The organism is Streptomyces sp. 147326 (assembly GCF_045000215.1).
Classification (GTDB): Bacteria; Actinomycetota; Actinomycetes; order Streptomycetales; family Streptomycetaceae; genus Streptomyces.
The window spans coordinates 1698204-1713279 of the sequence record NZ_CP134201.1; the positions used below are offsets into that span (position 1 = coordinate 1698204).

Sequence of the window (15076 nt, forward strand, 5' to 3'; positions counted from 1 at the left end):
GCCGCCGTCCCGTCCCCCTGTTTGCGGCGCGGCAATCACCCGCTACGAAGGTCATCCATGCCCCACAGCCAAACCTCTGCACCTCGCGACAGCCTCCTTGGCGTACGCCTCGCGCGCGGAGCATCGCCGTGGCTTCTGCCGACCGTCGCCACCGCGGCGCTCAGCCTCACCCGGGCCCGCAAGTCCGGACGCTGGGCCGCGGCGGCCGTGCCCGCCACCGCGCTCGCCGCGGGCATGCTGTGGTTCTTCCGCGACCCCGAGCGTGAGATCGCTCAGGGCCGTGTCATCTCCCCCGCCGACGGTGTGGTGCAGAGCATCATGCCGTGGAAGGACGGACGGACCCGGGTCGCGATCTTCATGAGCCCGCTGAACGTCCACGTCAACCGCGCGCCCCTCGCGGGCACGGTGACGTCCGTGGAGCACATCCCCGGCGGATTCGTCCCGGCGTTCAACAAGGAGAGCGAGAACAACGAGCGCGTTGTCTGGCACTTCGACACCGAGCTCGGCGACATCGAGATGGTGCAGATCGCCGGCGCCGTCGCCCGTCGCATCGTCCCGTACCTGCCGGCCGGCACCAAGGTGGAGCAGGGCGAACGCATCGGTCTGATCCGCTTCGGGTCCCGCGTCGACATCTACCTCCCCGAGGGTGTCGAGGTCGCGGTCGAGGTCGGTCAGGCCACCACCGCGGGGGTGACACGAATTGACCGTGACTGACCCTGAGACTCCGGCCGCCGGCTGGGTGCCCGAACCCGCCGAGGAGGAGTCCGCCGAGGACGACATGCCGCTCTCGCTGCGGCTGTCGATAGCGGACACCCTCACGCTCGGCAACGCGACGTGCGGATTCATGGCGGTGTACTTCACCACCACCGGGATCCTCATCCCGCACCTCACCGGCAGTGGCGAGTCGGGCATGGCCCGTAACAGCGCCGCGACGGCAGTGATACTGATGCTGCTCGCCGCGGTCTTCGACCTCTTCGACGGCATCGTGGCCCGCAAGCTGCGCAGCTCGCCGATGGGTGCCGAGCTGGACAACCTGTCCGACCTGATCAGCTTCGGCCTGGCCCCGGCCTACTTCGTGCTCGTCTACGGCATGGTCGCCGTGGACGCGCACCAGAAGATGTCGGCGCTGGCCGCGATCGTGGTGCTGCTCGCCGTGGTGCTGCGACTCGCGAGATTCAGCTGCGTGACGATGAAGGACGGCATGTTCCAGGGCATGCCGAGCCCCTTCGGCGCGCTGACGGTCGTCTCGATCGTGCTGCTGGAGCTGCCGTTCGTCCCGACCCTGCTGGCGATCATCGGGGTGGCCTGGCTGATGGTGAGCCGGGTCGAGTACCCGAAGCCGCGGGGCGTTCTCGCCGTGGCGATGCTGTGCTGGATCATCAGCGCGATGGGGCTGCTGGCGGCCTGGGCCTTCGACGCCCCGGGCGGTCAGCTCCTGCTGCAGGCCGGCTGCGCCCTGCAGATCGCGATGGCGGCGACCATTCCGCTGTTCGCGACGACCCGCCGGGCGAACACGTTCCGCCACAACAGGCGGGAAGCCCGAGCCGCGACGCTGCGCTGAGCTCAGCTGTGAAAGAGGGCCCCGGATGCCATAGGGCATCCGGGGCCCTCTTGTCGTTCCAGCCGCGGCGCCGCACGGGCACGTTCCGCCGCGCCGGGCCATAGCCTTGATGTCGGAAAACCGCCAGCCGCAGGCATCGGCACACCGGATCCTGGAGTCATGCACACCGATACAGAGCGTTGCGTGAGGGCCGTGCAGTCGAAGGACGCACGCTTCGACGGCTGGTTCTTCACCGCCGTGCTGACCACCCGGATCTACTGCCGGCCCAGCTGCCCCGCCGTGCCGCCGAAGGTCGAGAACATGACCTTCCTGCCCAGCGCCGCCGCCTGCCAGCAGGCCGGGTTCCGGGCGTGCAAGCGGTGCCGGCCCGACACCAGCCCCGGCTCGCCGGAGTGGAACGCACGGGCCGACGCCGTCGCGCGGGCGATGCGGCTGATCCAGGACGGGGTCGTCGACCGGGAGGGCGTGCCGGGGCTCGCGACGAGGCTCGGGTACTCTACCCGCCAGGTGGAGCGGCAGCTCAACGCCGAGCTCGGGGCCGGACCGCTCGCCCTGGCGAGGGCCCAGCGCGCGCAGACCGCCCGGCTGCTCATCGAGACCTCCGAGCTCCCCATGGGCGACGTGGCCTTCGCGGCCGGGTTCTCCTCCATCCGCACCTTCAACGACACGGTCCGCGAGGTCTTCGCCCTGTCCCCGAGCGAGCTGCGGGAGCGGGCCGTGAAGGCCGGCCGCCACAAGAACGATCCGCCCCGGATCCCGGGGACGATCAGCCTGCGGCTGCCGTTCCGGGCCCCCCTGAACCCCGACAACCTCTTCGGGCACCTCGCCGCGACCGCGGTCCCCGGCGTCGAGGAGTGGCGCGACGGCGCGTACCGCCGCACCCTGCGCCTCCCCCACGGCACCGGCGTCGTCGCCCTGACCCCGCAGCCCGACCACATCGGCTGCCGCCTCGCCCTGACCGACCTGCGCGACCTCACCATCGCCATCAGCCGCTGCCGCTGGATGCTCGACCTGGACGCCGACCCGGAGGCCGTAGACGAGCAGCTGCGCTCCGACCCGCTGCTGGCCCCGCTCGTGGACAAGGCCCCCGGGCGCCGGGTCCCCCGTACGGTCGACGCGCAGGAGTTCGCCGTACGGGCGGTCCTGGGCCAGCAGGTGTCCACCGCGGCGGCGCGTACGCACGCGGCCCGGCTGGTGACCGCGCACGGGGAGCGCGTCGAGGACCCCCTGGGCGGGCTGACGCACCTCTTCCCCTCCCCGCAGGCGCTCGCCGCGCTGGACCCGGACTCCCTGGCCCTGCCGCGCAGCCGCCGCACGACGCTGACCACGCTGGTCTCGGAGCTCGCGGACGGCTCGCTGCCGCTCGGCTTCGACAGTGACTGGGAGGAAGCGCGGGCGCAGCTCTCGGCGCTGCCCGGCTTCGGCCCGTGGACCACCGAGATCATCGCGATGCGGGCGCTCGGCGACCCGGACGCGTTCCTGCCGTCCGATCTGGGGGTGCGGCGGGCGGCGCAGGGGCTCGGGCTGCCGGCCGGCCCCGCCGCGCTGACCGCCCGCGCGGCCGCCTGGCGGCCGTGGCGCGCGTACGCCGTCCAGTACTTGTGGGCCACCGACGCCCACCCGATCAACCACCTGCCCGTCTGAGGAGCACACCATGCGAACCACCGTGAACAGCGGAAAGCAGCACGCCGTCGTCGACAGCCCCTACGGCCCGCTCACCCTGGTCGCCACGGACGGCGTCCTCAGCGGCCTCTACATGACGGAGCAGCGCCACCGGCCGGCCGAGGAGTCCTTCGGGGAGCGGGTCGCCGCCACCGAGGAGCCCTTCCCCGAAGTGGAGCGCCAGCTGGCCGCGTACTTCGCCGGGGAGCTCACCGCGTTCGACCTGCCGCTGCGTCTGGAGGGCACCGATTTCCAGCGCAGCGTCTGGGACCAGCTCGTACGGATCCCGTACGGCGAGACCTGGTCGTACGGGGAGCTCGCGGTCAGGCTGGGCAAGCCGAACGCCTCGCGCGCGGTGGGTCTGGCCAACGGCAAGAACCCGGTCGGCATCATCGTGCCGTGCCACCGGGTGATCGGCGCCTCGGGCGGCATGACCGGCTACGGCGGCGGGCTCGACCGGAAGGTGCGGCTGCTGGCCTTCGAGTCCGGGCAGCCGCTCCAGGACCAGCTGGTCTAGCCCCCGGCCCGGCCCCGGTCCCGGTCCCGGTCTCCGACCTGACGGCGCCCGCTCCGCATGCGCAGCCGGTGCGGCGGGCGTATGAAGGAGGGACCGCTACAAGATCGGAGCCGGGCATGGACGACTACCCACTTCTCAACCTCTTCTGGACGATGTTGTGGCTGTTCCTGTGGATCATGTGGTTCTTCCTGCTCTTCAAGGTCATCACGGACCTGTTCCGTGACCACAGCCTCAGCGGCTGGGCGAAGGCGGGATGGCTGATCTTCGTGCTCCTGCTGCCGTTCCTCGGCGTGTTCGTCTACCTCATCGCCCGGGGCAGGAGCATGGGCGAGCGGGACATGAAGCAGGTCCAGGAGAACGAGGCGGCCTTCCGGAACTACGTCCAGCAGGCGGCGGACCCCGGCGCCGGCGCGGCCGACCAGCTGCACAAGCTGTCCGCCCTCAAGGAGAAGGGCGACATCACCCAGGAGGAGTTCGACCGCGCCAAGGCCAAGCTGCTGGCCTGACCGGCCCCTGCGGGGTCAGACGACGAGGAGCGGGACCAGCAGGGCGAAGGCGGCGCCCGCCTCCACGGCGTAGCTGTAGAGCGAGGGGTGCTGGACGGGGGCGGCGAGCAGGACCACGCTCTGCTGGGCGGCGGCCGCCGCCACCCATTCGGCGTCGGCCCCCAGGTTTCCCTCGTACCAGCCCTCGCAGGAGCCGGGGCCGCTCACGGCGAGCAGGTCGTCCTCGCGCCGGTACAGGGCCCGCCACTCGGTGGCGGGCACCGACCAGCCGTCGAAGTCGGTGAACCTGGACCAGCCGCCCTCACGGATCGCCGTGTCGAACATCCAGACCGGCATCCCCTCCGGGGTCACCTCGCCGGCGGACTGCTGGTCGGTGGTGAAGTGGACCATGGGAAGGGCGTCGGGCCCGTCTGCGGTGCTGGGCCAGGCGTACATCGTGATCATCAGCTGATTCTGTCCTGCTCGAAGTAAGCCTCGTGTTTACGAAACCGCCGGTCGGCGGCCGTTCTCCAGTTCCACCGTGCCCTCGCCCGACTGCAGGATCCGGTACGCCTCTTCGGTGCGCCGGCCGAGCGATCCTGGGAGGTGGGCGGCGAGTTCGGCGGGCTCGACCAGCCGCCAGGAGATCAGCTCCTCTTCCTGGAGCTTGATCGAGGCGAGCTGTCCGGAGTCGAGCACGCCGCCGTCGTAGACGTAGGCGACCAGCGGCGGGCGGCCGTCGCCGAGGGACCAGTCGACGGCGAGCAGCCGGCCGAGCGGGAGGTCGAGGCCGATCTCCTCGGCGCTCTCGCGGCGGGCGGCGGTGCGCGGCGACTCGCCCTCGTCCGACTCGACGGTGCCGCCCGGCAGGGTCCATCCCTCGCGGTAGTTGGGCTCGACGAGCAGGACCCTGCCCTCGGCGTCCCGGTAGAGGGCGGCCGCGCCGGCCAGCACCTTGGGCAGGCTCGCGATGTACGTGGCGAAGTCATCCGTGGTGGTCACGCCGCCACCCTACCGAGATCACGCCCCGGAGCCGCCAGGCCCGTCCTCGCGGTCCCGGCCCCTGGACCCGGCGACGCGCCGCAGCCGCGGGTGGCGGTCGGGCCCCTGTTCGGTGAGGGCGTCGCCGACCATGGCCCGCACGGCGTCCCGCATGCCGTGCAGGGCGTGGTGGCGGGCGGGTCCGGCGCCGGGGTCCTCGCGGAGCTCCTTCACCAGGGCCCTGCAGAGCAGCCCATGACCAGGGAGGCCGAGTCGGCGCTGGTCACGAAGGAGGTCATGACCAGGAGCATCGCCACCCGGTTGCCGCGGCCCTTGCGGAAGGTCGCGTAGGCGAGGGCCAGGCCGGCGATGCCGACGGCCCAGGGGGTGAGGGTCCAGTGGAAGAAGGAGTACTCCATGGCCGCGAGGGCGGCGGCGCCCGTGCGGGGGGCCGCCCCGGAGGCGGGCGGCGGGGCCAGGGGGCCGCCGGAGTCCGCGTCCGGGGGGTCCGGACGTGGCCGTTCCAGTGATTCGGCGCTCATGCGGCCACGCTATGCAGGCGTATATCCGTATTTAGGGGCATGGCGCGCCGGGTGTGGCCCAGGCCACTCATGGGCATAGGAGGATCCTCCGGATAAGCTCATGGCGGCGCGACTGCACTGTTCGATAGCAAGGGAATAGCAAGGTGACGGACGGAGCAGTAACTGAGGCCGCGCGCGTGCTCATCGCCGCGGACAAATTCAAGGGCTCGCTCACGGCCGTTCAGGTCGCGGAGCGGGTGACGGCCGGCCTTCGCTCGGCCGTACCGGGCGTGGAGATCGAGACCCTCCCCGTCGCGGACGGCGGCGACGGTACGGTCGCGGCCGCCGTGGCGGCCGGTTTCGAGCGCCGGGAGGTACGGGTCACCGGACCCCTCGGTGACCAGGTCACGGCCGCCTTCGCGCTGCGCGAGGGCACCGCGGTGGTCGAGATGGCGGAGGCCTCCGGGCTGCAGCTGCTGCCGGCGGGCACCTTCGCCGCGCTGACGGCGACCACGTACGGCTCGGGCGAGCTGCTGAAGGCCGCGCTGGACGCGGGTGCGCGCTCGATCGTCTTCGGCGTGGGCGGCAGCGCCACCACCGACGGCGGCGCCGGGATGCTGGCCGCGCTGGGCGCCGTGTTCCTGGATGCGAACGGCGAACCGGTCGGTCCGGGCGGCGGCGCGCTGGCCGACCTGGCCTCGGCCGACCTGTCCGGCGTCGACCCGCGCTTCGCGGACGTGGAATTCGTCCTCGCGAGCGACGTGGACAATCCGCTGACCGGCCCGAAGGGCGCGCCGGCGGTCTACGGCCCGCAGAAGGGCGCCTCGCCCGAGGACGTGGCGACGCTCGACGCGGCGCTCGCGCACTTCGCGGCGGTGCTGGAGAAGTCGATCGGCGCGAAGGCCGCCGAGTGCGCGGTGCTCCCGGGTGCGGGCGGCGCGGGCGGCATCGGCTACGGCGCCCTGCTCCTCGGCGCCACGTTCCGTCCCGGCATCGAGCTGATGCTGGAGGTGCTGGGCTTCGCCCCGGCCCTGGAGCGGGCCACGCTCGTCATCACCGGTGAGGGCTCGCTGGACGAGCAGACCCTGCACGGCAAGGCCCCGGCGGGCGTCGCGGCCGCGGCGCGCGCGGCGGGCAAGCCGGTGGTGGCGGTCTGCGGCCGGCTGCTGCTGACCCAGGATGCCCTGGAGGCGGCCGGCATCCGCAAGGCGTACCCGCTCACGGACCTGGAGCCGGACCCGGCGAAGTCCATCCCGAACGCGGGTCCCCTGCTGGAGCGGGTCGCGGCCAACATCGCCGCCGACGTCCTCTGACCCCGCCACCAGGCCCCTGAGGGCCCGGACCCCCCACCCGGGGTCCGGGCCCTCAGCCGTTCCGGCCGCGGTGCTACGCCGCGAGGAGCTGGGCCGTGGTCACCACGCGGGCGAAGCCGCCGCCCTGGAGGTTCACCGCGGTGGCGGTGGCGAGTTCGTCCGCCGTCAGGCTCAGGCCCCCCGGCCCGGCGAGGTCGAAGGTGTGGGTGGCGTCGAGCGGGACCAGTACCTCGTAGCCCAGGTTCCCCGCCATCCGGGCCGTGGTCTCGACGCACATGTTGGTCTGGATGCCGACCAGCACCAGCTGGCCGATGCCCCGGGCCTTCAGCCAGTCGGCCAGGTCCGGAGTGCCGTAGAAGGAGGAGTTCACGGTCTTGGTGATCACCAGGGCCCCCTGGCGCCGCTTCTCGACCAGGTCCTTGAAGGCGTGGCCGGGCTGGTCCGCCGCCAGGACGGAGCCGGGCTGCACGGAGGCGTGCCGGACGAGGACCACCGGACGGCCGGCGGCCTGCCAGGCGTCCATCAGGGCGGCGATGTTGTCCTCGGCGGCCGGGTTGTTGCGGGGCCCCCAGAAGGACGCGTCGTCGAAACCCTTCTGCACGTCGATGACCAGGAGGGCACTGTTCGGGGCGATCTCGATCGCGGTCTGTGTCATGGCTCCATGCTGTCCGCCGGGCCGTGGTCCCGACAGCGGCTGCGAGGTCCCGGACCGATGAGATCCTGCCAGGGTGGCAGCCTCGCCCGTGCTGGCACACTGGCCCGATGCGCCGCGTCGCCATCGCCGTCCAGCCCGGTATCCGCAGCTTCGACCTCGCCGTCATCACCGAGGTCTGGGGCCCCGACCGCAGCCGCGCCGGGGTGCCCGAATTCGAGCTGCGCCGGTGCGCCGCGGAGCCCGGCCCGATCCCGCTGCCCGGCGGGCTGACCCTGGCCCCCGACCGGGGGCTCGACTGGCTGGCCTCGGCCGACCTGATCGTCGTACCGGCCCTGGCCGAACCGTCCGATCCGACGCCGGGGCCGGTCCTCGCGGCCCTGCGGGAGGCGCACGGCCGGGGCGTGCCGATCGCCGCCCTGTGCGCCGGAGCGTTCGTCCTGGCGGAGGCCGGGCTGCTGGAGGGCCGCCGGGCGGTCACCCACTGGTGGCTGGCGCCGCAGCTCGCCGCCCGCCATCCGGAGGTCGTGGTCGAGGACGCCCCGCTCTACGTGGAGGACGGCGGGCTGTGGACCTCCGCCGGGGTGGCCTCCGGGATCGACCTCTGCCTGCACCTGGTCCGGGAGGCGCACGGCGCCGAGGCCGCCGCGGCCATCGCCCGCTCGATGGTGACGGGCCCCTTCCGCACCGGGGGCCACGCCCAGTACCTGGACCGGCCCGTGCCGGCCGCGGACCGGACCGCCGAGGCGCTGGCCGCCGTACGGGAGCGGGCCCTGCGCTCCCTGCACGAGCCGCTGTCCGTGGCCACCATGGCCCGCTGGGCCGGCATGTCCCCGCGCTCCTTCGCCCGGCACTTCGCCGCGGCCACCGGCACCACCCCGCACCGCTGGCTCCTGGGCCACCGGCTGGACGCGGCCCGCAAGCTGCTCGAGCGCACCGACCACCCGGTGCCGGAGGTGGCCCGGCGGGCCGGTTTCGCCAGCGAGGTCACCTTCCGCCAGCACTTCACCTCGCACGTCGGCCTCGGTCCCCGTGCGTATCGTGCGGCCGCCGCCGCCCCCGCAGCCGCTCCAAACCCTCCGGACAGTGTTAGAAAGGGCTCATGACCGGACGTAATGGTCGCCAGCCGACCGGGTGGGGCTCGCGCCTGCGGGCACGCCCGTCCCTCGGGGCGCACAGTGTCGCCGGTCAGGTCTTCGCCCTCCAGGCGGTGATCGTGCTGCTGCTGATCACCGCTGCCGCGGTGGCCCTGGTGATCCAGGCCCGGTACGACAGCGAGCGCGACGCGCGCCACCGCTCGCTCGCGGTCGCCGAGGGCTTCGCCCACTCCCCCGGTCTCGCGGCGGCCCTGGCGTCGCGGAATCCGACCCCCACGCTCCAGCCGCTGGCCGAGGCCGCCCGCCGGGCCTCGGGCGTCGACTTCATCGCCGTGATGAGCACCGACGGGATCCGCTACACCGACTCGCGCCCGGAACTGATCGGCCGGCGGGCCACCGGCGACCTCAGCCGCGCCGTCGCCGGCCAGTCCTTCACGGAGACCTTCACGGGCGAGCCGAGCGACGCCGTCCGGTCCGTGGTCCCCGTACGGAACGCCGAAGGCGTCGTCGTCGGCCTGGTCGGCACCGGCATCGAGGTGGAGAACGTCTCCATGGTGGTCGAGGGCCAGCTCCCGCTGCTGCTCGGCGCCGCCGCGGGCGGCCTGGCGCTCGGCACCGCGGGCGCCGCCCTGGTCAGCCGCCGGCTGCGGCGCCAGACCCGCGGCCTGGGCCCCGCCGAGATGACCCGGATGAACGAGCACCACGAGGCCGTGCTGCACGCCGTGCGCGAGGGCGTGCTCATCATCGGCGCGGACGACCGGCTCGTCCTCGCCAACGACGAGGCCCGCCGGCTCCTCGACCTGACGCCGGACTCCGAGGGGCGCGCCGTCGCCGACCTCGGGCTCGACCCGCGCACCACCGAGCTGCTCGTCTCCGGCCGGGTCGTGACGGACCAGGTGCACCTGGCGGGTGACCGGCTGCTCGCGGTCAACGTACGGCCCACCAAGCAGTACCGGGGCATGTCCACGGGCAGCGTCGTGACCCTGCGCGACTCCACCGAGCTCGCCGCCGTGTCCGGCCGGGCCGAGGTGGCCCGCGGCCGGCTACAGCTGCTGTACGACGCCGGAGTGCGGATCGGGACCACCCTGGACGTGGTGCGGACCGCCGAGGAGCTGTCGGAGGTCGCGGTCCCGCGCTTCGCGGACTTCGTCACGGTGGAACTGCTGGAGCCGGTGCTGCGGGGGGACGAGCCCTCCTTGACCTCCGGCACCTACTCCGAGATGCGCCGGGCGGCCATCACCGGTATCCGCACGGACACGCCGCTCCAGCCGGCCGGCGACGTCATCCGGTTCGTCGTGCCCACGGCCCCGATGGCGGCCGCCCTGGACGCCGGACACGCGGTGCTCGCGGCCGACCTGAACGCGGCCATGGGCTGGCGGGCCCAGGACGAGCAAGGGACCCGCGAGGCCCTCGACTACGGACTCCACTCGCTGATCTCCGTACCGCTCCAGGCGCGCGGCGTGGTCCTGGGCATGGCCAACTTCTGGCGGGCCGACACCCCGGAGGCCTTCGACGAGGAGGACCTGTCCTTCGCGGAGGAGCTGGGCGCACGCGCGGCCGTCTCCATCGACAACGCCCGCCGCTTCACCCGCGAGCACGCGATGGCCGTGACCCTCCAGCGCCGCCTGCTGCCCCGGGTGCTGCCCGAGCAGAACGCCGTGGAGGTGGCCTTCCGCTATCTGCCCGCCAAGGCGGGGGTGGGCGGGGACTGGTTCGACGTGATCCCGCTGCCCGGCGCCCGGGTGGCCCTGGTCGTCGGCGACGTCGTCGGGCACGGGGTGCACGCGGCGGCCACCATGGGCCGGCTGCGGACCGCCGTGCACAATTTCTCCACCCTGGACCTGCCGCCCGACGAGCTGCTCGGACACCTGGACGAGCTGATCAACCGGATCGACCAGAACGAGACCGGGGGCGGCGCGAACGAGGACGGGGACGACCCGGAGGGGGTGCCCGAGCCCGCCGCGGTCACCGGTGCCACCTGTCTCTACGCGGTCTACGACCCGGTCTCGGGGCGGTGCACGATGGCCAGCGCCGGGCACCCCGGACCCGCGCTGATCCGCCCCGACGGACAGGTGGAGTTCCCCGAACTGCCGACCGGGCTTCCGCTCGGTGTGGGGGGCATGCCCTTCGAGGCCACCGAGTTCACGCTGCCCGAGGGGAGCCGCCTCGCGCTGTTCACCGACGGCCTGGTGGAGGACCGCGACCGGGACTTCGACACCGGCCTGCGCCTGCTGGGCGAGACGCTGGCGCGGCCCGGCCGCAGCCCGGAGCAGGCCTGTGCGGACGTGCTCGCCGTGATGCTGTTCCCGGTGCCGAGCGACGACATCGCCCTGCTGATCGCCGACACCCGTCGGGTGGAGACCGACCGCATCGCCGAGTGGGAGGTGCCCGGCGAACCCTCGGCCGTCTCGCGGGTGCGCAACGCGGGCTCCGCGCAGCTCGCCGCCTGGGGGCTGGAGGAGGTCTCCTTCACGACCGAGCTCATCCTCAGCGAGCTGATCACCAACGCCATCCGGTACGGGAGCGCGCCCGTACGGGTCCGGCTGCTGCGCGACCGCACCCTCATCTGCGAGGTCTCCGACGGCAGCAGCACCTCCCCGCACCTGCGGTACGCGGCCACCACCGACGAGGGCGGGCGCGGGCTGTTCCTCGTCGCTCAGTACGCCGACCGGTGGGGCACCCGCTACACCGAGCGCGGCAAGGTCATCTGGGCCGAGCTGCCCCTGACCGGGGGCGGGGAGCCGCAGGAACCGGGGCCGCCGGACCTGGACGCGCTGGAGAACATGGCCTGGTGACCGCGGCGGGGCACGCCGGGCCGGGGCTGAGCCGGCCTGCCGTGAGGTGGCCGGTGGCCGACGCGTGCCGGGTGCGGCCCCTCGTGCCGTCCCGTCACGCCGGCCGGGTCCGGGCCAGCAGCACCGCCACGTCGTCCTGCTGGGCGCACGGCAGCAGCGACCGCAGGATCCCGTCGCACAGTTCCTCCAGCGGCCGGTCCACCCGGCGCAGGGCCTGCGCCAGCTGGTCCATGCCCTGGTCAAGGTCCCGGTCCCGGGCCTCGATGAGGCCGTCGGTGTAGAGCACGAGCAGGCTCCCCGCGGGCAGCCGCACCTCCTCGGTGCGGAAGTCCTGCCCGCCGGTGCCCAGCGGGGTGCCGGGCGGTCCGTCCAGGAAGGAGACGGTCCCGTCGGTGGCGACCAGCGCCGGCGGCGGATGCCCGGCGCGGGCGACGACGCAGCCGCCGGACGCCGGGTCGTACACGGCGTAGACGCAGGTCGCCATTTCGTCCTCGCCCAGGTCGGCCACCACGGCGTCGAGCGAGGCGAGCATCAGCGCCGGGGACACGTCGTGGCGCGCGAGGGTCCGTACCGCCGTGCGCAGCTGCCCCATGACGGCCGCCGCGTGGATCCCGTGGCCCATGACGTCCCCGATGACCAGCCCGGTCCGGCCGCCGGGCAGGGGGATGACGTCGAACCAGTCCCCGCCGACGTCGTGGTCGCTGGCGGGCAGGTAGCGCCCGGTGAGCGCGAGGCCGGGGACCTCGGGCAGCGCGCTGTTGGTGAGGCTGCGCTGGAGGGTCAGGGCCGCCTGCCGCTGGCGGGTGTACATCCGGGCGTTGTCGATGTTGAGGGCCGCGCGGGCGACCAGCTCGTCGACGAGTACGCAGTCCTGCTCGTCGAAGGGCTCCCGCTCGCGCGTGCGCGTCACGGTGACCGCGCCGAGCACCGTGCCGCGCGCGACGAGCGGGACCAGCCGCGCCGAGCCCAGGGTGGCGAGGTAGGCGCGCAGGGCGTCGGCGCGCGGGGACGTGATCAGGGCGGGGATGTCGGAGACGTAGAGGTTCATGGGCCGCCCCTCCGCGACGATCCGCTCGTAATGGCTGCCCACGGGGATCTGGAAGGTCTGGCCGGGGGTGAGTTTCGCGGTGGGTGCGGCCGGGTCGGGGAAGCGGGCCGCCATGCGGCGCAGGACACCGCGGGTGGAGGCGGCGGGCGCCACGCCCTCGTCGGGGCCCAGCACCGCTTCGAGCAGCTGTACGTCGGCCGAGTCCGCGAGCTGCGGCACCAGCACGTCCACGATCTCCTGGGCGGTCTGGTGGAGGTCCAGGGTCGTGCCGATGCGGGTGCCGGCCTCCGCCAGCAGCGCGAACCGGTGCCGGGCCCGTTCGGCCTCGGCCTGTGCCTGCTGGCCGTCGGTGATGTCGATGAGGGAGGCGATCACCCCGAGGGCCCGGCCGGAGCCGTCGAGCAGCGGGGCGTACGAGCAGGACCAGGTCCGGTCGCGCTCGGGGTCGGCGGGGGTCCGCCCGGTGCGGCGGACGTCGACGACCGCGGTGCCGCGGTCGAGGACCTGCCGCATCGTCGCCTCCAGGGCGACGGCGTTGACCCCGGGCACCACCTCGGTGAGCCGTCTGCCCAGGTGCTCGGCGGCGGAGACGCCGTTCATCCGGGCCAGCGCGTCGTTGACCCGGAGGAAGCGCAGGTCGGGGCCGAGGGTGGCGAGGCCGATGGGTGACTGGGTGAAGAGGCTCTGCAGGGCGGCCAGCGAGTCCCGCATGTGGAGGACCTCGGAGGTCTCCACGGCGATGAGCATGGCGCCCATGCGGCCCTGCGGGTCCACGGCGGGCACGATCCACATCTCCATGGGGACGCGGTGGCCGTCGCGGTGGCGCACGGGCAGGGTGCCGACGACGGTCTCGCCGGCCTGGACGCGCCGGGTCAGCTGGTCGGCGAGCTCCCGGTTGGCCTCGGGGACGAGGACGGCGGCGCCGGGGCGGCCGATGATGTCCTCGGGCCGGTGCCCGAGCAGGTCCTGGGCGGCCAGCGACCACTCGATGATGCGGCCGTCGGCGTCCTCGCGCCAGAGGGCGATCGGCAGCAGCTCTCGGAGCACGCCCGCGTACCCGACAGCCGCCACCGGCTGCTCTGGCACCTCGCTCGTCGACTGGTACGTGTCCAATGCACCGACCTCACCCCGGGGGGCTGATTCCTACCGATTCACCCTATCCGAGGCATGGGCGCGGGGCTCTGCATCTGGTGGAGAAGCCCGGAGGGGCGCAGGCCGAGCGGGTGCGGGGCGACCGGCCGCCGGTCCGCGCCTCCGGCTCATACGACGACCACCTCGACGCAGGCCACGGGGTTGCAGCCGTAGCCGCGGGCGTTCCACGGGGCCCGCGCCGGCTGGGTGTCGCCGTGGGCGTCGGTGGCACGGGACAGCAGCCGGTACGGCCCGGGGCGCTGCGGCGTCCACCGGTACGACCAGCCGCTCCAGCCGTACGGGCCCGCCGGCGGTTCGAGCACGGCCGGGCGCCAGCCCCGGCCGCCGTCCGCGCCCCCGTCGCCGTCCGCGCCCCCGTCGAGGTCCGGCCCGTCGTCCTCGTACGCGGCCCGCACCTCGACGCTCCGTACGGGGACCCCGCCGCCCGACCAGGCGCGGCCCCGGACGAGGGTCTCGTGGCCGCGGCGCACGGCCGTGTCCGGCTCGGGCTCGGTGATGACCGACTTGACCCGCACGGTCGTGACGGGTCCCTCGGGGGTGCCGCGGGAGGCGAGGTAGAGGTACTCCTCGGTCTGGAAGGCGCCGGTGAACGCGTGCGTCACGGCCCGCGCCCCGACCAGCCACTTCACATCGGCGACGGCGTACCGGCCGGGCACCACCAGGCGGACCGGCGCCCCGTGCTCGGGCGCCAGCGGCTCGCCGTTCATGCGGGTGGCGAGGAGGGTGTCCGGGTGGAGGGCCACGGCGAGCGGGAGGCTGCGCTCGAAGGGCGTCGGGCGGCCGTGCACGGTGCCGGAGTCGGCTCCGGTGAAGACGATCTCCACGGCTGCCGGATCGATCCCGGCCCGTTCGGCGAGGGCGTGGAAGGGCACGCCCGCGAAGTGCGCGCAGCCCACCGCCTGCTGGCTCCACGGCAGGCCGGGCGGGGGCGGTCTCATCAGGCCGCGGCCGTTGCCCGCGCACTCCACGACGACGTCGAGCTCCCGGTGTTCCATCGCGAGGAGTTCCGCGTGACCGAGGGAGAAGGGAGCGGCGGCGGCGCCCTCGAGCCGGAGCCGCCACCGGGCGGGGTCGGTGCGCGGGATGCCGAAGTGGTCGCGTACGAAGAAGGCCCCCACGGGCGTGACCGGCGCGGCGAGCGCGGCCGAGGGGGTCTGGGCGTTGTACGGGTCGGCCGTCACGGTCTCGGGCTCCCAGACCGTGGCACCGGGCCCGCGCTCACCTCGTGAAACCGGCCGTGCGGTCATCGCGTCACCTTCCGTCGGGCTCGTTCCGAGCGCGACGCGGATTAC

At 73.8% G+C, this 15076-nt stretch carries 14 protein-coding genes and 1 pseudogene; 8 read left to right on the top strand and 7 right to left on the bottom strand.

Annotation, left to right across the window (positions count from 1 at the left end; genetic code table 11):
• Positions 1-57: 57 nt before the first annotated feature.
• The 5 genes from RIU97_RS07745 (at position 58) to RIU97_RS07765 (ending at position 4246) form a co-directional block, all read left to right on the top strand.
• Positions 58-714, top strand: coding sequence for a phosphatidylserine decarboxylase (locus tag RIU97_RS07745; RefSeq protein ID WP_030010161.1), 657 nt, complete (start codon positions 58-60; stop codon positions 712-714).
• Positions 701-1561, top strand: coding sequence for a CDP-diacylglycerol--serine O-phosphatidyltransferase (gene pssA / locus RIU97_RS07750; RefSeq protein ID WP_366864076.1), 861 nt, complete (start codon positions 701-703; stop codon positions 1559-1561). The genes RIU97_RS07745 and pssA overlap by 14 nt, the downstream gene beginning before the upstream one ends.
• Before the next feature lie 159 nt (positions 1562-1720).
• Complete coding sequence (locus RIU97_RS07755) at positions 1721-3205, top strand: AlkA N-terminal domain-containing protein (protein ID WP_404954495.1); 1485 nt, start codon at positions 1721-1723, stop codon at positions 3203-3205.
• Between the two features lie 10 nt (positions 3206-3215).
• Complete coding sequence (locus tag RIU97_RS07760) at positions 3216-3740, top strand: methylated-DNA--[protein]-cysteine S-methyltransferase (RefSeq protein ID WP_404954497.1); 525 nt, start codon at positions 3216-3218, stop codon at positions 3738-3740.
• 116 nt (positions 3741-3856) lie between these two features.
• On the top strand, positions 3857-4246 hold the full coding sequence (locus RIU97_RS07765; RefSeq protein WP_404954499.1) for an SHOCT domain-containing protein: 390 nt from the start codon (positions 3857-3859) through the stop codon (positions 4244-4246).
• 15 nt (positions 4247-4261) lie between these two features.
• Here the strand turns inward: RIU97_RS07765 and RIU97_RS07770 are convergent, their stop codons facing one another.
• The 4 genes and pseudogenes from RIU97_RS07770 to RIU97_RS07785 form a co-directional block, all read right to left on the bottom strand.
• A complete protein-coding gene (locus tag RIU97_RS07770) occupies positions 4262-4690 on the bottom strand; it encodes a hypothetical protein (protein ID WP_404954501.1) in 429 nt (142 codons plus the stop codon).
• Between the two features lie 36 nt (positions 4691-4726).
• Positions 4727-5227 carry an NUDIX domain-containing protein gene (locus RIU97_RS07775; protein WP_404954503.1) on the bottom strand — a complete coding sequence of 167 codons (501 nt, stop codon included), beginning with the start codon at positions 5225-5227 and terminating at the stop codon, positions 4727-4729.
• A gap of 18 nt (positions 5228-5245) precedes the next feature.
• Positions 5246-5440, bottom strand: a complete 195-nt coding sequence (locus tag RIU97_RS07780; protein ID WP_404954505.1) for a hypothetical protein — start codon at positions 5438-5440, stop codon at positions 5246-5248.
• 65 nt (positions 5441-5505) lie between these two features.
• Positions 5506-5685, bottom strand: a pseudogene (locus RIU97_RS07785) (BCCT family transporter); the annotation flags it as partial.
• A gap of 206 nt (positions 5686-5891) precedes the next feature.
• Between RIU97_RS07785 and RIU97_RS07790 the strand changes: the two are divergent.
• Positions 5892-7040: a glycerate kinase gene (locus tag RIU97_RS07790; RefSeq protein ID WP_404954507.1), complete on the top strand. Its 1149-nt coding sequence runs from the start codon at positions 5892-5894 to the stop codon at positions 7038-7040.
• A gap of 73 nt (positions 7041-7113) precedes the next feature.
• Here RIU97_RS07790 and RIU97_RS07795 read toward each other — a convergent pair whose 3' ends face one another.
• Positions 7114-7695, bottom strand: coding sequence for a cysteine hydrolase family protein (locus RIU97_RS07795; protein WP_404954509.1), 582 nt, complete (start codon positions 7693-7695; stop codon positions 7114-7116).
• A gap of 107 nt (positions 7696-7802) precedes the next feature.
• On the opposite strand from RIU97_RS07795, the gene RIU97_RS07800 reads away from it, so the two are divergent.
• A complete protein-coding gene (locus RIU97_RS07800) occupies positions 7803-8798 on the top strand; it encodes a GlxA family transcriptional regulator (protein WP_404954511.1) in 996 nt (331 codons plus the stop codon).
• Entirely contained in the window at positions 8795-11584 is a 2790-nt protein-coding gene (locus RIU97_RS07805) for a SpoIIE family protein phosphatase (protein WP_404954513.1), read from the top strand. The genes RIU97_RS07800 and RIU97_RS07805 overlap by 4 nt, the downstream gene beginning before the upstream one ends.
• Positions 11585-11678: 94 nt before the next feature.
• Here RIU97_RS07805 and RIU97_RS07810 read toward each other — a convergent pair whose 3' ends face one another.
• Together RIU97_RS07810 and RIU97_RS07815 are read right to left on the bottom strand one after the other, a co-directional pair.
• Positions 11679-13745 carry a SpoIIE family protein phosphatase gene (locus RIU97_RS07810; RefSeq protein WP_404954515.1) on the bottom strand — a complete coding sequence of 689 codons (2067 nt, stop codon included), beginning with the start codon at positions 13743-13745 and terminating at the stop codon, positions 11679-11681.
• 146 nt (positions 13746-13891) lie between these two features.
• Complete coding sequence (locus RIU97_RS07815; protein ID WP_404954517.1) at positions 13892-15031, bottom strand: molybdopterin-dependent oxidoreductase; 1140 nt, start codon at positions 15029-15031, stop codon at positions 13892-13894.
• Positions 15032-15076 lie beyond the last annotated feature (45 nt).